The organism is Virgibacillus profundi (assembly GCF_002287375.1).
In the GTDB taxonomy this organism is placed as follows: domain Bacteria; phylum Bacillota; class Bacilli; order Bacillales; family Amphibacillaceae; genus Virgibacillus_K; species Virgibacillus_K profundi.
This window is the reverse complement of record NZ_NPOA01000005.1, coordinates 87,785-107,336: the sequence shown is the minus strand read 5'-3', so window position 1 is coordinate 107,336 and position 19,552 is coordinate 87,785. Positions and strand designations below refer to the sequence as shown.

Genomic DNA, 19,552 nt, shown 5'->3' with positions numbered 1-19,552 from the left:
AAAAGCCCTCGCAAGTAAAAAGTGCGAGGGCGAACTTATTATTTTCTTATTCTTTTGCGATAGTTAGTTTGTCATGTATGATTTCTTCAAGCGCCATTCCAACATACTTATGGGATGTTGAATTTTCAACCAATACCTTTTTTGTTTCGCTAAGTTGTCTGGCGCGTCTTGCTGAAAGTGTCACAAGCGTGTACTTTGATCTAATTTTTTCCTGAAGCTCATCAATTGATGGTTCTATCATCATTTCATCTCATCCTCCAATAACTTTTTATATTGTTTCTCAATTCGTTCCCTTTTAAGATGCTCACTCTGAATGATGGATTGAACTTTTGCCACGGCATGTTCTACTTGGTCGTTTACAACTACATAATCATAAGCACCCATCATTTCAATTTCTTTCCTGGCTTCCTTAAGGCGGTTTATTACTAATTCCGAAGACTCCGTCCCCCTATTGACAATTCTATTTTTCAATTCCTCCAGGCTTGGGGGAAAAAGAAAAATAAATACACCTTCAGGAAAATTATCTTTGACCTGTAGTGCCCCCTGTACTTCTATTTCTAGGAAAACATCATGTCCCGCTGCTAGCGTTTCTTCAACATAGGCCCTGGGTGTTCCATAATAGTTATTAACATATTGAGCATATTCTAACAGCTGTTTTTTTTCTATCAGATTCTCAAATTCTTCTCTTGATTTATAGAAGTAATCAACCCCATCTGTTTCCCCCGGGCGTTTATTTCTTGTAGTCATAGATATAGAGTATTTCAAATCAGTTGCTTGCTCAAACAGTTCTTTCCTTACAGTTCCCTTCCCAACACCGGATGGGCCAGAAAGAATAAATAAAATCCCTTTCTCATCTTTCAAAACATTTCCTCCTAGATGTATCAGCTATTCGTCCGTAATTTCTTCATGACTTAATACTCGCTGCCCAACAGTTTCAGGCTGTACGGCAGATAATACAACATGATCACTATCTGTAATAATTACAGCTCTTGTCCGTCTACCATATGTTGCATCTACCAATTTGTTATTATCCCTTGCTACAGTGATGATTCGTTTAATTGGCGCTGATTCCGGTGATACAATCGAAATTACCCGATTTGCAGAAACAACATTACCAAATCCTATATTAATTAATTGCAATCCCAAAAATACTTCCCCCTTAGATGTTACTGTTTCCTTAACAAATTTTATCTATATATACTTCATTACTAAAATAATTCCGTCCAACTAGTTTTCTCCAATAAGTTTATTATAAGTACAAACTACTGCAAAACTCAAACTTTATTCAATATTTTGCAGTTGTTCTTTAATTCTTTCAATTTCTCCCTTTAGTAATACCGTACTTTCACTAATTTCAGGGTCTGTGGACTTGGAACCAATCGTATTTGCTTCTCGGTGCATTTCCTGAACTATAAAATCTAATTTCCGACCAATCGCCCCGCTTTTGTTTATTGTTTCCATAAAATGATCAACATGACTCAAGAGACGGGTTATCTCCTCAGTAATATCCCCTTTCTCAGCCAGCAGCACAATTTCCTGGTGTAGACGTGCATGATCAATGGAAACAGTATCAATTAACTGTTCTTCGATACGTTTTTGAATTCGCCTGCGATATTCTTCGATTACGTTTGTACGTCTATTCTGCAATAACAAAACAGTATTTTCAATCGAAGCAATTCTTTCTTTTAAATCTTTGAGCAGGAATGCACCTTCTTCTTCCCGCATTTTCAATACTTGAATACAAGCCAGTTCCGTATTACTTAGAATAGATGCATTTAAGTCGTCCGGCTGCTGTTCTATTTCCTGTACTGTAATCATCTCGGGAAGTGCGGTAAGTATTGTTGCAGGAAGCTCTCCTGAAAGATGATAACGGTCTTTTGCTGTATTGATTTGATTAATAAATTGATCCATCAAGTCCCAATCTGTTTGTAGGTTTTTTTGAACAAATCTGTCTCCCGCTATTTCAATATATACTTCGATCCTGCCCCGCTCAAAATAAGACTGGATTATTCTTTTAATTTTATCTTCCAGAAATAGAAATGAACGGGGGATTTTCGCTGAAAAGTCTAAGTATCGATGATTAACACTTCTTATTTCAACTGTAATTGCTGTATCACCAATGTTTTCGGTACTACTCCCATACCCTGTCATACTTACTCCCATAACAAACACATCCAATATAATTATATCATTATTAAATTAAGCTCTTTTCGTAAGGATTGGGACTACTCTTCGTTCGCCCCATCGAAACCATTTGTTACCTTTTTTAATCCCCGTAGTAGATATAAAATGCGAAGTAACTGCTATGTTGATTTCCGCTTCGGGCAGTCGCTTTCCGCGGGCACGGCCTCAGCCTCCTCGAGAAAACCACTCTGCGGGGTCTTCGGACACGTGCTATTCCCGCAGGAGTCGACTGCCCTACGCTTCAATCAACCGCCACAAAAGAGGATATCACTTGTTTGATTCAATTAAGTGGCAGATCACTTTTTGAAGATGAAAGTATATTGCCAGCGGAGGAAACACACGAAGACTCCTGCGGGAGGAAAGGCCTAGATGAGACCCCGGAGAGCGTCAGCTCGAGGAGGCTCATCAGCCGCCCGCGGAAAGCGAAGTGTGTTTCCGTAGCGGTAGATTTAGCACTTATTATCATTAAAAGTTATTCCGCATTCTATATCTTTTGTAGCATAAACAACATTTTTTTCTGTTAAAAAACACTTTTAATTTATAATGAATCTCCATTATATCAATGATTCACCAAAATATAAAACCCGAAATAGGAGATTACCTTAATTTCGGGTTTAAAACTTCTATTATTTTTTAGTAAATCCAAATAGTACCGTTGGCAAGGAACTTAACACAAGGATCAGCATCCAATCTCTTAAACCAAGAAATGTCGTGTGGAAAATCGGCTGTAAAGGCTCCCAGTAAATAACTACCAATAGTAGAAGTAAAGAAGATAATACAGCTAATACGAGATAAATATTTTCGAATGGGTTTCTGGAAAAAACCGAATTTTCGCTACGGCAATCAAATACATGTATTAACTGTGCCATTACTAATGTAGTGAATGCCATCGTTTGACCAAATACTAAATTTTCAGGGTTATTTTGATATGCAACCATAAAGGCGATCAGAGTTACAATCCCAATCAAAAATCCCCTACTAACAATTTTATATCCCAGTCCCCGTGCAAAAATACCCTCTTTCGGATTCCTTGGACGCCTCTTCATTACATCGTCTTCTGGCTTGTCAAGTCCAAGCGCCATTGCAGGCAATCCATCTGTGACCAGATTAACCCATAATATTTGTACAGGAACCAGAGGCAGGGGAAGTGCCAAAAGCATTGCAAATAGCATAACTAATATTTCTCCGACATTCGAAGCTAGTAAATACCTGATAAACTTCCGGATATTCTCAAAAATATTTCTGCCTTCCTGGATTGCTGATTTTATCGTTGCAAAGTTATCATCCATTAAGATTAAAGATGATGCTTCCTTTGTTACGTCTGTTCCGCTGATACCCATACTGATTCCAATATCACTGGCTTTTATTGCTGGTGCATCATTAACACCATCACCGGTCATTGCAACAATATGGCCTTTTTCCTGAAATGCTTTAACGATTTTTAATTTATGTTCAGGAGTAACCCTGGCAAATACATACGTATCCTCAATTACATCCTCAAGCTCATTTAAGGACATTTGATTTAATTGGTATCCTTCAAGAACAAGTCCATTTTCCGGAATCAGGTTAAGATTTTTCGCAATCGTCCTTGCAGTTTTTACATGATCACCTGTGATCATTACTGTTTTTATTCCAGCTTGTCTACATTCTTCAATCGCAGATTTTACTTCTTTTCTTGGTGGATCTATCATCCCGTATAATCCGATAAAAGTTAAATCCTTTTCTAAAAATGCAGAGTCGAGCGAATCATTTTTGGAAATTGGCTTCATTCCGATTGCTATTGTTCTAAGTGCTTTACCAGCCATGCTGTTTATTGCCTGGTCTATATTCTTTTTATCTTTTTCCTTTAGAAGCTTCCTTCCACTCTTATCCAGATGATACATGGATCTTGGAAGTAGTACATCAGGCGCACCCTTCGTAATTAAATAACGCATTTCATTTTCATCTTCAATTATGACGCTCATTCGTTTTCTCTCAGAATCAAAAGGTATTTCCTTAATCAGTTTATATTTTTCACCATTCATTGACTGTAAACCCATTTTTCTTGCAGCAACCAAAAGTGCACCATCAGTTGGGTCTCCATCAATATAATATTTTCCCTTTTTTATATTTAAATTGGCATTATTACAAAGCATGCCATATAAAAGCATTGATTCCAGGTTCGGAAGACTCTTGTCCACTTTATGTTTATTTAAAAAATAATCACCGCGTATATCGTAGCCGTCACCAGTTACATATAAGTTCTCACCATTTATATAGAGTTCTTTTACAGTCATTTGATTTTCTGTCATTGTTCCGGTTTTATCTGAACAAATAACGGAAGCACAACCTAATGTTTCCACAGCTGATAATTTTCGTACAATTGCCTTTTTCCTAATCATTCTTTGAACACCCAGAGATAGAGCAACTGTAACAATAGCAGGCAGTCCTTCCGGGATAGCTGCCACCGCTAAGGAGACCCCTGCCAGAAACATATTATATACTGGATGTCCCTGCATGACACCAAGCGTAACCACTAACGCTGTTAAAACTAAAGCAACAACAATTAGTATTTTCCCCAGTTCCGCCAGTTTTCGTTCCAGTGGAGTAATTGCTTTTTTTGTACTTATCATCAATGTTGCAATCTGCCCCATAACCGTGTTCATACCAGTTCCTACCACAATACCAATACCTGATCCCCTTGTGACCAATGTTCCCTTAAAGCCCATATTAATTTGATCCTGAGCATCAAGACTATCTGTAACAATTGCCGTGGCATGCTTCATTACCGGAAGAGATTCACCTGTAAGAGCTGATTCCTCTGTTTCCATCCCACTTGATTTCACAATTCGAATATCTGCCGGGACACGATCCCCGCTTGTTATTTTGACAATATCTCCAACCACAACATCTTTGGAAGAAATTTTCATCCATTTTTCTTCCCTTAACACATTTGCCATTGGTGCTGATAACTCTTTCAATTTTTCCATGGATTTTTCTGCTTTTTGTTCCTGAAAAAAACCTATAAATCCATTAACCAGTACGATAACCATGATTGCAATCGCATCAATATATTCCCCAAGCAGACCAGCAATAAGTGTTGCAGCAAGTAGAACCAATACCATAAAATCCTGAAATTGTTTTAGAAAAATTAACCATTTCGATATTCCTTTTTGTTCACTCAACTCATTAGATCCATATTGTTTACGACGTTGTTCAACCTGTTTAGAAGTAAGTCCCCTGTTCGTTGTTACATGCAACTTTTGTTCGACACGATCTACATCCAATTGATACCATCTCATACTGCATTCCTCCAAATTAGCTGAAGTCTTTTTTCCCGTTTATTATTTCTCTTATGAATATCTATGCAGACTTGTCCTAAAAAATGCTATAATTAAAGCATGAGGTGATCATATGCCGTTTGATGGTATTGTTACACGTTCCGTAACAGAAGAATTAAAAAATACATTAATTCCAGGAAAAATAACGAAAATTTATCAGCCAACACTAACAGAACTTGTATTCACCATTCGAAGTCAGGGGAAAAACCATACATTATTATTTTCAATTCATCCAACCTATGCACGATTTCATATTACAGATGACTCCTATAAAAACCCTCAGGAACCACCAATGTTTTGCATGGTTCTAAGGAAACATCTAACAGGGGCAATTATTGAGGACATTGAACAATTTGGGATGGAAAGAATTATAACGTTTAAAATGAAAGCAAGAAATGAAATCGGGGATATTACTCAGAAGACCTTAGTTGTGGAATTAATGGGAAAACATAGTAATGTCATGCTGATCGATAAAGAAAAAGGTCATATTATTGATAGTTTGAAGCATGTGTCAATGGCTCAAAACAGGCATAGGACAATTCTTCCTGGCCATGAATACAAGCTTCCTCCAATGCAGGATAAAATAAATCCTTTGGAAATTGATGGGGAAACTTTTATAAAAAAACTTGATTTCAATACAGGGAAAGTTGATTCACAAATAGTGGGAATGCTTATCGGATTCTCGCCTTTCATAGCAAATGAAATTAAAAGCCGAGCAAACCTGGGATCATCAAAGGTCTATCAGGAAAGCTTCAGTGAAATCCAGAGTCAGATAATCAACCATCAATATACACCAGCAATTTACCGAAATAAAAAAGAGGAATTTCATGTTCTCCCAATCACATCTTTTGCAGGTGAAAAAGAAACGTTTGCATCTACAAATAAAATGCTGGATCAATTTTATTCAGGTAAAGCAGAACGTGACCGTGTGAAGCAGCAGGCCAAGGATTTATATCGCTTTATTAAAAATGAGAAAAATAAAAATGAAAGGAAAATGAAAAAGCATCAGCAGACAATTAAAAAGGCTGAGGGTGCAGATCGCTATCAAAAATTAGGTGAACTGCTAACTGCACATATGCATTTGGTCAAACAGGGTGATTCAACTATTTCGGTTGTTGATTATTATGATCCTGAACAAAATGAAATGACAATCGAATTAAATCCGAATAAAACACCTAGTGAAAACGCTCAAAGCTTTTACAAAACCTATCAAAAATTAAAAACATCAAAAAAAGTTGTTGAAAAGGAAATCCTTAGAACAAAAGAGGAAATTTCTTATTTGGATCAATTATTGCAACAGATTGATGTGGCTAGCGTTGCTGATATCGAAGAAATCCGCGAGGAACTTCGAGAGGAAGGTTATCTTAAGAAGCAAACAAAACAAAAGAAAAAAAATAAAAACAAACCAAAGAAACCAGTACCGGAAGAATATGTGGCAACAGATGGAACGGCAATACTTGTAGGCAAAAACAATAAACAAAATGAATATGTAACAACAAAACTTGCACATCGTGATGATATATGGCTTCATACAAAAGACATCCCAGGTTCACATGTAATCATTAGATCCAAAGATCCTGATGAGGAAACATTGATAGAAGCAGCACAAATTGCAGCATATTTCAGTAAATCTCAAAGTTCTTCATCTGTGCCTGTTGATTATACAAAAATAAGACATGTAAAAAAACCAAATGGAGCAAAGCCAGGTTATGTTACGTATGATAATCAAAAGACATTATTTGTAACACCAGGCAAACAGCTTATCGATAAATTAAAAAAGAATTAAAAAGACTGTCCCAACATGATTTGTTTGGGACAGTCTTATTTTTAATTCTATTACTGGACTACTGGATTTAATTTCACTTCGATATTTCCTCTTGTTGCTTTGGAATAAGGGCAAAATTGATGCGCATCTTCAGCAAGCTCTTCTGCTTCTTCTGGGCTTACTCCCTCAATAGATATATTTAATGTAACACCAATCTTGAAGCCATTATCCTTAGGATCCTTCATAAAATCCACTTCTGCTGTAGTTTCAGAACTGATTTTCTTTTTTTGCTCCCTTGCAACATGATGTAAAGCTCCATCATAGCAAGCTGCATAGCCTGCAGCAAATAATTGTTCCGGATTTGAACCTGTATCCTTTTTATTATTGGCCGGATTGACCAACTTCAAATCAATTAACCCATCATCTGATTTAACATGCCCGTCCCGTCCATTTTTTGCAGTTGCACTTGATGTAAAAATTACTTCACTCATGTAAACACTCCTTCTAAAATATGTTCTATTTTGTATTTTCCTCAAAAATAGGAAAGTTAAACATTAGAGGAAGGATTGACTCGTTAAAGCATTAATGAATCGATCAACCTGTGGAAGTTTTCTTACCCCTTCCTGAAAGCATACCCATGTATCTCTTGTAACTGGCTCTTTCTCGAGCATTAATGGAATATGAGGATATTCTTCCTTCATGGTACCTGAAACACTTTCAGGGAGTACAGCCATGCCTAAACCCTGTTTCATAAGTTGTTTGCATGTCTCAATTTGGTCAACTGTAATTGTTTTCATGGGCTTTATTTCGTCTTGATGATAATAAAGCCAATTGTCCACAAGCTCATGCATACTATCATCACTGCTGAATGAAACTAATGGGCGTTCTTTCAATTTACCTTCTGGAAAGGGCTCTGTATCAAAAATATATAATGGATCATCAAATAAACGTAAACAGGTACTTTCTTTCAGCTTTTCACCACGAATAATACAAACATGATAATTTTTATGGTTACGCTTAATATCTTCGCTTATTCCTGTTACCAGATCAATGGCTACCTTAGGAAATGTATTGGTATACTCTCCTAAAATTGCCGGCAAAAAGCGTTGACTGATCAATGAGGAGCAGGCGATAGATAAGGTACCCTGAACTTCTTTACTTGACTCAGCAAGCATATTTTTGATTGATTGCTCCCTTTCTATAACTTCTTTTGCATGGTTTAAAATCAACTCACCACTTGGGGTCAGCCTTAACCGCTTCGGTGTTCGAATATAGATTTCCTGACCGAAGTGCTCTTCTATATATTTCAGACGTTGTGTTACTGCCGGCTGTGAAATTAAAATTGCTTTAGCAGTACCGCGAATTGTACCAACTTCATTTAATTTTAATAATAATGCATAATCATCTATTTTCATTATAATTCCCCCTTTTTATAAGTATTAGTTATCACCTTTGATTATATAATAGTATTTTACTTATTGCATTAGAAAACATATGATAAACATAAGAAAGTTTATTTGGAGGTGTATTAGTTTGAAAGAAAAAGATGTTGTTGTTGAAGTGTTCTCAAAAAGTAAAGACAAATATGTTACGAGCAGTACCCATTCCAAGGGAAGCGATCTGCCCATGTTAACAAAGTGGCTGAACCCTCAGCTGGATATGACAGTTCTGGATATTGCAACAGGTGGCGGTCATGTAGCAAAACAACTATCACCTTCTGTAAAAAGAGTAATTGCTACAGATATTACAAAAGCAATGCTTGAAAACACAGCAGCCCATTTAACAAACTTAACTAACATTGACTATGTGGTTGCAGATGCTGAAAATCTGCCTTTTCTGGATAATTCCTGCGACATTGTAACATGCAGAATCGCAGCACATCACTTTCCTCACCCGGAAAGATTTATCAGTGAGGTGCAGCGCGTTTTAAATCGTGATGGTAAATTTCTATTAATTGACAATGTAGTCTCCGAAAACCTACCATATGGTGAGTTTATTAACACTTTGGAGAAAATGCGTGATTACAGCCATGTTCGTTCATTGAGGATTTCAGAATGGAAACAGCTTCTCAACAATTATAATTTATCTGTTACCAACCACCAGAACAGGAAGAAAACACTACCATATGATGAGTGGATAAATCGTACGCTTGATAAAGAAGATGACAGAAAAAAAGTCAGCAGATTTATTTTGGACGCAACAAAAGATTTACAGGAATACTATCAAATTGAAATTACCGGTGAAACTATTCATTCCTTTACAATTGACGAGTGGATGGTGCTATGTAAAAAGAAATGACCTTCACTGGGGTCATTTCTTTTTAGTTTTTTTAGGTTAAGGCTCTTTTCGTAAACTGTGGGACTGCACTTCGTTCGCCCCACCAAAATACTATTGCTTTTTTAAATTTCGTATTTTCTATAGAAGACGACGTATGCGCTTGGTTGTTTTCCGCTGCGGACCGTTACTTTCCGCGGGCACGGCTTCAGCCTCCTCGAGAAACCCACTCTGCGGGGTCTTCAGACACGTGCTTTTCCCGCAGGAGTCAACGGTCCTCCACTCCAAACAACCGCTACAAATGTGCAAGCATTTGTTTAAATTAATCAAGAAATTTAAACAAAGTTTTAAAGCGCAATTCTAGCGGAGGAAATACATTGAAGACTCCTGCGGGAGGAAAGGCTCACCAGCCGCCCGCGGAAAGCGAAATGTATTTCCGTAGCGAATCCTTGCTCTCAACCAGCGTTTGCAAATGAATTTTCACTGTGTCGTCTTTTCTATCGACTACGGAGCAGATTACAATAAGCCTTTTGGTGGGGAAAGTAATCGCAGTCCCAGTCCAGGCGAACATCCTAAGTTATACTTTATTCCGCCACAACAATAATTCATTTTTCTCTTCCTTCGTTATTTTACCATCTTCGACTAAAGCATCTACTAATAGATCAAATCCTGTAATAGTTTGGAATGGAATTTTTGCTGCTGAAAATTCCTGAACTGATTTTTGTAATCCATAGGTGAAAATAGCCAGGACTCCAAGTACTTCCCCACCTTGGTTTTGCACTGCTTTTGCTGCTTCAATGGATGACCCCCCTGTAGAAATGAGATCCTCTATTACTAGTATCTTCGCACCTTTTTCAAATTCCCCTTCAATCTGATTTCCTTTACCGTGTCCTTTTGGTTTTGAACGAACATACACCATTGGTAGATCAAGTCTTTCAGCCAGCCATGCTGCATGGGGAATTCCAGCAGTAGCACAGCCTGCAATGACTTCAGGTTTTTCATCCATTTCTTTGATGATCTTCACAAATGCATCTGTTATTTTTCTGCGTACTGCTGGATGTGACATGGTTAGCCTGTTATCACAATAAATTGGTGATTTGATTCCAGAAGTCCAGGTGAAATAGTTATCCGGATTTATTTGTACTGCTTTAATTTCTAATAGATCTCTTGTGAGTTCATGATGTAATCCCATCTGCTTCCCACTCCTTCACTGCTTGTTGATACGCTTCGTATGGATTTACTGCTTGTGTTACACTTCTTCCTATCACCAGTAAGTCTGCTCCGTTTTCCCTGGCAAATCCAGGTGTAGACACCCGTTTCTGATCATCATGCGATGTAGTTTGCAATCTGATTCCCGGTGTAACAGTTGAGAATGTTGAACCACATTTTTGTTTGATTTTCAATACTTCATGAACAGAACAAACAACTCCATCTGCCCCACTCTGTTTAGCCATTTTAGCAAAATGAATTGTATTTTTATCCAGATCTCCCGGTAATAAAAGCTCATGATTCATTGTTTCATTATCCATGGAAGTTAGTATGGTTACCGCAATTAATTTTGTCTGATGACCGCTCTTTGATCCTTTGATCAGTCCTTCTTTTGCTCGTTTGATCATCTCACTTCCACCAAGTGCATGAACATTCACCATATCCACTTCCAGTTTGGCAAGATTGCTCATTGCCTTCATTACCGTTGTTGGAATATCATGTAATTTTAAATCAAGAAAAATTGGATGATTATTTTCTTTTAACTTTTCGATAATGCCTGGTCCTTCACGGTAAAATAATTCCATCCCCACTTTTACCGGAACACCTTCGAGATTATTGGAAATAAGGAATTGTCTGGACTTTTCCCATGTAGGAAAATCCAGTGCCAGATAAATAGATTTGCTCATACAACTATCCCCTTTCCGATTGCATCCTGCACAGAGTTAAAACCGTATTTTTTCAGCACTGCTGGTAATTCTTCAATAATTTCCGGACAGATAAATGGATTTTGAAAATTAGCTGTTCCAACCGCAACTGCGCTTGCACCTGCCAATAGGAATTCCAATACATCTTCAGCATTACTAATTCCGCCCATACCAATGACCGGTATAGAAACATGCTGTTTTACTTCATAGATCATTCTGATGGCAACCGGTTTTATTGCAGGACCTGATAAGCCACCGGTTTTATTGGCTAATAATGGGTGCTTGTTTGGCAAATGGATTTGCATTCCTGATAATGTGTTAATCATGGTTAATCCATCAGCACCAGCAGCTTCTACCGCTTTTGCCATTGCAACAATATCTGAAACATTTGGGGAAAGCTTCACATAAATAGGCAGATCACTAACTTTTTTTACTTTCTTCGTTACATTTGCTGCCATATCCGGATCTGTCCCAAACTGAATTCCGCCTTCTTTTACATTGGGACAAGAGATATTCAATTCAAGTGCATGAACTTGATCTGTTTGATTAAATGTCTTAGCTACAAGCTCGTATTCTTCTATCGTACTGCCAGCTACATTTGCGATTATAGGAATATCATAGTTTGCCAGATAAGGTACCTCTGTTTCGATTATCTTTTCTACACCCGGGTTTTGCAGACCGATAGCATTTAGCATTCCGGATGCTGTTTCGGCAACACGTGGCGTATTATTGCCAAACCGCTCTGAACCAGTAGCAGCCTTCATAATAACTGCACCCAGTTTGCTTAAATCATAAAATTCGCTATATTCACGGCCAAATCCAAAACAACCGGAAGCAGGCATGATTGGATTTTTAAGTTTTAATCCCGGTAAATCCACAGCTAAATTCGTCATAAAGTTACCTCCCGACTCGAAAAGACTGGGCCATCTTTACAGATTTTTTTATATCCACCTGAGGTATCTGTTGGGATTACACAGGCGAAACAAGCGCCTACCCCGCAGCCCATCCGCTCTTCCAATGAAATATAGCCGTGTTTATGTTCAAGTCTTTCTGTTATTGCTTTAAGCATTGGTGAAGGACCACAGGAGTAATAGCAATCAAAGTCTTTAACTTTACCCAGAACATTTGTAACAAAGCCCTTATCCCCATAGGATCCATCATTTGTAACAATAAAAGATTCACCCAGCTCCTGAAACTTTTGCTCATAAAAAACACTTTCAGCTGATTGAAATCCAAGTACAGATATAATTTCCCTTCCTTCTTCAGCCAATCTTTTACCAAGGTAATATAAGGGCGGTACACCAATACCGCCACCTATTAATAACACTGATTTTGCTTCTCTATTGTCGATATTGAATCCATTTCCGCTCGGACCCAGAACACTAAATGTCATACCAGTTTGATAGGCTGATAGATGTTTTGTACCGGAACCCATTATTTTAAATAGAATTGTTACTGTTTCTTCTGATTTATCTACATCTGCAATCGATATTGGTCTTCTTAGTGTGTGCCCCTGGATATCGACATGAAGAAATTGTCCCGGCACCGCCGCCCGGCTAATGTACCTATTGTTAAGCACCATCTCAATTGTATCCAAAGCGATGGATTTCACTGATTTAATTAGCATTTCTTCTTTTTTTATCATCGTTTAACAGCCTCTTTATTTGTCATTGGTTTGGCACTGAAAGTAGTCGAATCAATCACATTTAAGATCGCATTTGCTGTATCCAGACTAGTTAAGCAGGCAATGCCATGCTCTACAGTTTCCCGGCGAATTTTAAAACCGTCTGATCTCGGTTTTTTACCGGAATTAAGTGTATTCACTACAAACTGTACATTTCCATTTCTAATTACGGACAGTACATTGGGCTCAGAGGATCCTATCTTAGCAACTTCTGTTACAGGGATACCTGATTGTTTGACATAAGCAGCTGTTCCTTTTGTCGCGTACAGCTGAAAGCCAAGCTGATGAAAACGATCAGCTATTTCCAGTACCTCTTCCTTATCTTTATCTGCTACAGTTAAAAGTACCGCACCTTCCTGAGGTATGGATAATCCTGACGCAACCAATCCTTTATACAATGCCTTTTCCAAGGTTTTGTCATGTCCTATAGCTTCACCGGTTGATTTCATTTCAGGTCCAAGAATCGTATCAACACTTCGTAATTTCTCAAAGGAGAATACAGGGATTTTCACGGATACTTGATCATTTTCAGGTAAAATTCCTGTTTGATAGCCCAAATCTGCCAACTTTGTTCCTAAAATACTCTTGGTAGCAATATTCGCCATCGTTACACCGGTAATCTTACTCAGGAACGGAATTGTCCTGCTTGCACGGGGGTTAACCTCCAGTACATAAACGTCATCATTGCGAATGATAAATTGAATATTAATTAGTCCTTTTACATGTAAGGCATTAGCAATTTGACCGGCTGCATCCATACATTTCTGTTTCACATTTTCACTGATTCGTTGTGGTGGATAAACCGCAATCGAATCCCCTGAGTGAACACCGGAACGTTCAATATGTTCCATAATACCGGGGACAATTGTTGTTTCCCCATCACTTATCGCATCAACTTCCACTTCAATTCCCGTAATATACTTGTCTATTAGAATTGGATGTTCATTATTGATGTTATTCGATTTTTTCAAGTATGATTGCAATTCCTCGTCATCGTAAACAATTTCCATTCTGCTTCCACCGATTACGTAAGATGGTCGTACCAACACCGGATAGCCAATATCGTTTGCTACGTCGAGAGCCTGGTCAAGCTTAAGCACCGCTTTTCCTTTAGGACGTAATAAATTTAGTTCCTCAAGCAGTATTTCAAATTTATCACGATCTTCCGCACGATCGATTGCTTCCAGTTCTGTTCCTAATATGGTTACCCCTCTTCTTTCAAGTCCTGCTGCTAGGTTAATAGCTGTTTGTCCACCAAATTGGACGATAACTCCTTCAGGCTGTTCCAGTTCTACTACATGCATAACATCTTCCAATGTCAATGGTTCAAAATAAAGCTTGTCAGAGATACTGAAATCTGTTGAAACGGTTTCCGGATTATTATTCATAATAATTGCTTCATAGCCCATTTCTTTAATTGCCAATACCGAATGAACCGTTGCATAATCGAATTCGATCCCCTGACCGATTCGGATCGGCCCTGAACCCAATACAAGTATTTTTTTATGGTCGGATTTTATTGATTCATTTTCATCTTCATAGCTGCTATAAAAATATGGAGTTACTGATTCAAACTCAGCTGCACATGTGTCAACCATCTTATAAACAGGTGTAATTTTTTCTTGTTGTCTTTGTTCATAGATTTCGTCAACAGAAACATTCCATAAACGTGCTATTTGTGTATCAGGTAAGCCAGATTTTTTAGCTTTAGTCAATAATTCCTTTGAAAATTTATGCTGAACTAATTCTTCTTCTAATTTAATGAGTTTTTCCAATTTAACCAGGAAAAATCGGTCTATTTTTGTTAGCTTGAAAATTTGCTCTGTTGATATACCTCTTCTTAGTGACTCTGCCAGAACAAAAATTCTTTCATCATCAGCTTTTATCAGCCGTTTTTCCAATTGCTCATTCGATGCCTCTTTTAAATTACTTAACCAAAGATCATCAGTTCCTATATCAAGTGAGCGTATCCCTTTCAATAATGACTCTTCAAAATTCCGTCCGATAGCCATAATCTCACCTGTTGCTTTCATCTGTGTTCCAAGACTGCGGTCACCAGTAACAAACTTATCAAAAGGGAAGCGCGGAATTTTTGTAACAACATAGTCCAGTGCAGGCTCAAACAATGCATAGGTTGTTCCTGTTATTGGATTTATAATTTCATCCAGTGTTAAACCTACTGCTATTTTAGCAGCCATTTTTGCAATCGGATAACCGGTTGCTTTTGATGCCAGTGCTGAAGACCTACTTACCCTTGGGTTAACTTCGATAATATAATAATTAAAGCTATTTGGATCCAGTGCAAGCTGAACATTACAGCCACCCTCAATTTCAAGCGCACGAATTATTTTCAGGGAAGCATTACGAAGCAATTGATTCTCCCGATCGCTTAACGTCTGGGATGGTGCTACTACAATCGAATCACCTGTATGAATTCCAACCGGGTCAACATTTTCCATATTACATACTACAATTGCCTGATCCTTTTTATCACGCATTACCTCATATTCGATTTCTTTATAGCCTGCAATGTTTCTTTCAATTAAACACTGATTAACCGGCGATAGTGATAGGCCATTTGCTGTTATATGTTTTAATTCTTCTTCATTGTTACACATGCCACCACCTGTACCACCAAGTGTATATGCAGGACGAACGATTAGCGGAAAGCCAATTTCTGCTGCAAATTCACTTGCTTCCTCTACAGTATTTACAATCTGACTGTCAGGTACTGGCTCATTTAATTCATTCATCAGGTCTCTGAATTTTTCACGATCCTCTGCCTTTTGAATAGCATCCAAGGATGTCCCCAGTAAATTTACATTGTACTCTGCTAAAATACCGGTACTTTCCAGTGCAACCGCCAAGTTTAACCCAGTTTGCCCTCCAAGTGTCGGAAGCAGTGCATCCGGCTGTTCCTTGCGAATAATCTTTGTTAAAAATTCAACGGTTAATGGTTCCATATAGACCTTGTCTGCCACAGTATGGTCAGTCATTATCGTAGCCGGGTTGGAGTTTGCCAGTACAACAGTATAACCTTCTTCTCTCAAGGCCTGGCAGGCTTGAGTACCGGAGTAATCAAATTCTGCAGCCTGTCCAATGATTATTGGACCTGATCCGATAACAAGAATTTTCTTAATGGATGTATTTTTAGGCATTTTCCTTCACCTCATTTTCCTTTTGTGTTTGTTTAATCATCTGCAGGAAATCATCAAAAAGATAATTGGTATCCTCAGGACCCGGCGAGCCTTCCGGATGGTACTGGACAGAAAATGCTGCATATTTTCTATGCTTTAACCCCTGTACGCTTCCATCATTTAATGACTGCTGGAACAATTCAAGCTCCGTATAAGTAAGGGAATCCTTCACAACTGTATAGCTATGATTTTGTGATGTAAGATAAGTTTTGTCAGTCTGGATGTCTTTTACCGGATAGTTTCCACCACTTTGTCCAAATTTCATTTTTTCTGTATCCGCACCACATGCCAATGCAAAAATCTGATGTCCCAGACAAACGCCAAACACAGGAATTTCTCCTAAAACATGCTGGACCATTTCAATGGCCTCAGGTACATCCTTGGGATCTCCAGGTCCGTTTGTCAGCATGATACCGTCAGGCCTTAACCGCATGATACTTTCTGCACTATAATTGTAGGGGACAACGGTTATATGACAATTTCTTTTTGTTAATTCCCTGAGAATTCCGTGTTTCATTCCAAAATCGACCAGCACAATTCTCTTTCCCCGTCCTGGTACAACATATGGTTTGACGGTGGATACCTTTTTTACCAAATCAGATTCAACAGGTAAATTTCGCAGCTTCTCAAGACATTCTTCAACAGATTCATCCACACCTGCAATCATTACATTCATGCTTCCATATTTACGGATGATTTTTGTTAATTTTCTCGTATCAATGCCCGATATCCCTGGTATATTATTTACTTTTAAATAACTGTCCAAACTTTCTTCACTTCGAAAATTAGAGGGAAATTCGGCCGCCTCCTTTACAATAAATCCATGAATAGATGGAGTTATTGTTTCAAAGTCATCCCTGTTGATTCCATAATTTCCTATAAGAGGATATGTCATCATGACTATTTTCCCACTATTGGAAGGGTTTGTTATAACTTCCTGATAGCCAGTCATCCCGGTATTAAAAACTAATTCCCCTGTTATTGTATGGTTGCTTCCAAAACCTTCACCGGTAAATACTGTTCCATTTTCAAGAATTAATTGCCGTTTAGCCATTGTCATCCTCCTTGTAAACTACTTTTCCATCTGCGATTGTCATTACAGGACAGCCTGTAGTACCCCAGTTATGGAAGGGTGTGTTTTTTCCTTTTGAATAAAAGCTTTCTTTATCTATTACTGAATCTTTTTCTATATCAACCAATGTAATATCTGCAATTGCCTTTTCTTCCAATCTTCCATATGGGAGATTAAATACGTCAGCAGGCTTAATGGTCATCCAATCTACTAATTGATTGAGGGTAATTTTATTTTTCAATACAAGCTTTGTATATAATAAGGAAAATGCTGTTTCTAGTCCAACTATTCCAAATGGTGCTTTTAAAAATCCTGCTGCTTTTTCACTTTCCGCATGTGGTGCGTGATCTGTCGCTATAAAATCAATTGTGCCATCCAGAAGGCCTTCCAGTAATGCAGCCTGATCCTCTTTCGATCTTAATGGGGGATTCATTTTTAAGTTAGCATCGTTTTCTGTGATAGACTCTTCATTCAAAAGCAGATGATGTGGTGTGACTTCTGCTGTAACGTGAATTCCTGCTTTCTTTGCATCACGGATAACCCGAACTGATTCTTTTGTACTTACATGACAGACATGGTAATGACATCCCGCCGCTTCAGCCAATAGCACATCACGAGCAATTTGTACGGACTCGCTTAATGAGGGGATACCTGGTAAGTCCAGTGCTTCACTTACTTTCCCGTCATGAACAACTCCACCATAAACAATTGAATTATCTTCACAATGTGCAACAATTGGCATATCGCAAGCTGCTGCTTCCTTCATTGCACGAAGCATTTGATCAGCAGTCTGTATTCCTACACCATCATCTGTAAATGCAAAAACTTTTGTTTCAGCAAGCCCTGCGATATTAGTCAGTTCTTCACCTTTTAAGTCTTTGGTGATTGCAGCATATGGCAATACCCTGATAACTGCGTCTTGCTTAATTTTCTCTAAAAGTTCCTGAACAGTTTCCTTATTATCCGGCACAGGGTTTGTATTAGGCATTGCACAAACAGTCGTAAACCCACCCCGGGCCGCAGCTTTTGTGCCTGTTTTAATCGTCTCCTTATGCTCACCACCTGGTTCACGCAAATGAATATGGACATCAATAAACCCGGGTAAAAGCAAGTTTCCCCCACAATTGATAACCTGATCTGCTTCCCCGGAAATATCTGTACTGATTTCTATTATTTTATTATCATTTATCAGTACCTCACAACTTTCCATTTCATTAGTTGGCAATAACCGTTTGGCATTTTTCAATACTATTTTCATTCAATATCCCCCACTCCGTTAATATTTTTGTAATTATTGCCATACGTATAAATACACCGTTTGACATTTGTTTAAAAATTCTTGAACGATCACATTCCACTAAATCTGAATCTATTTCCACTCCTCTATTTACAGGAGCAGGATGAAGAATTATTGCATGTTTTTTCATTTGTTTTTCACGTTCTTTTGTTAAACCGTAATTTTCCAGATACTCCATTGTTTCTAAAGTATGTTTATGTCTCTCATGCTGAACTCTCAGAAGCATGACTACATCGCAAAATTTAATGGCATCATCCATGGAGATATGCGGAAAACCTAAAGTATTATCCTCAAAGCCAGGTGCTGCACTTATAAATACTTTTGCGCCTAATTTTTTTAAAGCAAAGGCATTAGAATGGGCAACACGGCTATGTTTTATATCCCCAGAAATTAGTACATTCAACCCGTCAAAACGTCCATATTCCTGATAAATAGTTAGCAGATCCAGCAAGCATTGTGTAGGATGCTCTTCTTTGCCTGCACCTGCATTGATAATGGGTATCTTTATATTTGAATCAAGTTCATCCATCCAAGTGTCTGACTGATGGCGGACTACAAGCATATCGGCTCCAATTGACTCAAACGTTTTCGCGGTATCGTATAATGACTCCCCTTTTTCTGTACTAGAGGTTTCTGCATGAAAATCCAATACTTCAAGTCCCAGTTTCTTCTCAGCAACAACAAAACTCGATTTTGTTCTTGTACTTGGTTCAAAAAATAAATTTGCTGCAAACAATTGCTGATTGATTTGGAAATTTGTTTCTTGATATGATTCAGCAGTTTTTATTAACAAAAATATTTCTTCTGCAGAAAGTTGATTCACAGTAATAAAATGTCGCATAATAC

General features: G+C 38.0%; 17 protein-coding genes. 2 read left to right on the top strand and 15 right to left on the bottom strand.

Annotated features, from left to right (window positions below):
* Positions 1-46: 46 nt before the first annotated feature.
* The 5 genes from rpoZ to CIL05_RS08700 form a co-directional block, all read right to left on the bottom strand.
* The gene (gene rpoZ / locus CIL05_RS08720; protein ID WP_095655144.1) at positions 47-244 is read right to left on the bottom strand and encodes a DNA-directed RNA polymerase subunit omega; all 198 of its coding nucleotides are present in this window, start codon (positions 242-244) and stop codon (positions 47-49) included.
* Complete coding sequence (gmk, locus tag CIL05_RS08715) at positions 241-861, bottom strand: guanylate kinase (RefSeq protein ID WP_095655143.1); 621 nt, start codon at positions 859-861, stop codon at positions 241-243. The genes rpoZ and gmk overlap by 4 nt, the downstream gene beginning before the upstream one ends.
* 24 nt (positions 862-885) lie before the next feature.
* Positions 886-1,146 carry an extracellular matrix/biofilm regulator RemA gene (gene remA, locus CIL05_RS08710; protein ID WP_095655142.1) on the bottom strand — a complete coding sequence of 87 codons (261 nt, stop codon included), beginning with the start codon at positions 1,144-1,146 and terminating at the stop codon, positions 886-888.
* Between the two features lie 135 nt (positions 1,147-1,281).
* Entirely contained in the window at positions 1,282-2,163 is an 882-nt protein-coding gene (locus tag CIL05_RS08705; protein ID WP_095655141.1) for a YicC/YloC family endoribonuclease, read from the bottom strand.
* A 647-nt stretch (positions 2,164-2,810) separates the two neighbouring features.
* On the bottom strand, positions 2,811-5,465 hold the full coding sequence (locus CIL05_RS08700; RefSeq protein ID WP_095655140.1) for a calcium-translocating P-type ATPase, SERCA-type: 2,655 nt from the start codon (positions 5,463-5,465) through the stop codon (positions 2,811-2,813).
* Between the two features lie 112 nt (positions 5,466-5,577).
* On the opposite strand from CIL05_RS08700, the gene CIL05_RS08695 reads away from it, so the two are divergent.
* The gene (locus CIL05_RS08695; protein WP_095655139.1) at positions 5,578-7,290 is read left to right on the top strand and encodes an Rqc2 family fibronectin-binding protein; all 1,713 of its coding nucleotides are present in this window, start codon (positions 5,578-5,580) and stop codon (positions 7,288-7,290) included.
* Positions 7,291-7,340: 50 nt separating this feature from the next.
* Here CIL05_RS08695 and CIL05_RS08690 read toward each other — a convergent pair whose 3' ends face one another.
* Both CIL05_RS08690 and CIL05_RS08685 read right to left on the bottom strand, forming a co-directional pair.
* The gene (locus CIL05_RS08690; RefSeq protein ID WP_095655138.1) at positions 7,341-7,760 is read right to left on the bottom strand and encodes an organic hydroperoxide resistance protein; all 420 of its coding nucleotides are present in this window, start codon (positions 7,758-7,760) and stop codon (positions 7,341-7,343) included.
* Between the two features lie 63 nt (positions 7,761-7,823).
* Positions 7,824-8,684 carry a LysR family transcriptional regulator gene (locus CIL05_RS08685; RefSeq protein WP_095655137.1) on the bottom strand — a complete coding sequence of 287 codons (861 nt, stop codon included), beginning with the start codon at positions 8,682-8,684 and terminating at the stop codon, positions 7,824-7,826.
* Between the two features lie 118 nt (positions 8,685-8,802).
* Here CIL05_RS08685 and CIL05_RS08680 point away from each other — a divergent pair, with 118 nt between their 5' ends.
* Positions 8,803-9,567 carry a class I SAM-dependent methyltransferase gene (locus CIL05_RS08680; RefSeq protein WP_095655136.1) on the top strand — a complete coding sequence of 255 codons (765 nt, stop codon included), beginning with the start codon at positions 8,803-8,805 and terminating at the stop codon, positions 9,565-9,567.
* Positions 9,568-10,120: 553 nt separating this feature from the next.
* On the opposite strand, the gene pyrE is transcribed toward CIL05_RS08680, so the two are convergent.
* Genes pyrE through CIL05_RS08640 form a run of 8 tightly spaced genes read right to left on the bottom strand, consistent with a single transcriptional unit; the run spans position 10,121 to position 19,547 of the window.
* Positions 10,121-10,735, bottom strand: a complete 615-nt coding sequence (pyrE, locus tag CIL05_RS08675) for an orotate phosphoribosyltransferase (protein ID WP_095655135.1) — start codon at positions 10,733-10,735, stop codon at positions 10,121-10,123.
* A complete protein-coding gene (pyrF, locus tag CIL05_RS08670) occupies positions 10,719-11,438 on the bottom strand; it encodes an orotidine-5'-phosphate decarboxylase (RefSeq protein ID WP_095655134.1) in 720 nt (239 codons plus the stop codon). Before pyrF ends, pyrE begins: the two co-directional genes overlap by 17 nt.
* Complete coding sequence (locus CIL05_RS08665; RefSeq protein WP_095655133.1) at positions 11,435-12,349, bottom strand: dihydroorotate dehydrogenase; 915 nt, start codon at positions 12,347-12,349, stop codon at positions 11,435-11,437. The genes pyrF and CIL05_RS08665 overlap by 4 nt, the downstream gene beginning before the upstream one ends.
* Positions 12,346-13,101 carry a dihydroorotate dehydrogenase electron transfer subunit gene (locus CIL05_RS08660; protein WP_095655132.1) on the bottom strand — a complete coding sequence of 252 codons (756 nt, stop codon included), beginning with the start codon at positions 13,099-13,101 and terminating at the stop codon, positions 12,346-12,348. The genes CIL05_RS08665 and CIL05_RS08660 overlap by 4 nt, the downstream gene beginning before the upstream one ends.
* On the bottom strand, positions 13,098-16,298 hold the full coding sequence (gene carB / locus CIL05_RS08655; protein WP_095655131.1) for a carbamoyl-phosphate synthase large subunit: 3,201 nt from the start codon (positions 16,296-16,298) through the stop codon (positions 13,098-13,100). The genes CIL05_RS08660 and carB overlap by 4 nt, the downstream gene beginning before the upstream one ends.
* Positions 16,291-17,391: a carbamoyl phosphate synthase small subunit gene (locus CIL05_RS08650; RefSeq protein WP_095655130.1), complete on the bottom strand. Its 1,101-nt coding sequence runs from the start codon at positions 17,389-17,391 to the stop codon at positions 16,291-16,293. Before CIL05_RS08650 ends, carB begins: the two co-directional genes overlap by 8 nt.
* Positions 17,384-18,667, bottom strand: coding sequence for a dihydroorotase (gene pyrC, locus CIL05_RS08645; protein WP_095655129.1), 1,284 nt, complete (start codon positions 18,665-18,667; stop codon positions 17,384-17,386). Before pyrC ends, CIL05_RS08650 begins: the two co-directional genes overlap by 8 nt.
* The gene (locus CIL05_RS08640; RefSeq protein ID WP_095655128.1) at positions 18,624-19,547 is read right to left on the bottom strand and encodes an aspartate carbamoyltransferase catalytic subunit; all 924 of its coding nucleotides are present in this window, start codon (positions 19,545-19,547) and stop codon (positions 18,624-18,626) included. The genes pyrC and CIL05_RS08640 overlap by 44 nt, the downstream gene beginning before the upstream one ends.
* Between the last annotated feature and the right edge of the window lie 5 nt (positions 19,548-19,552).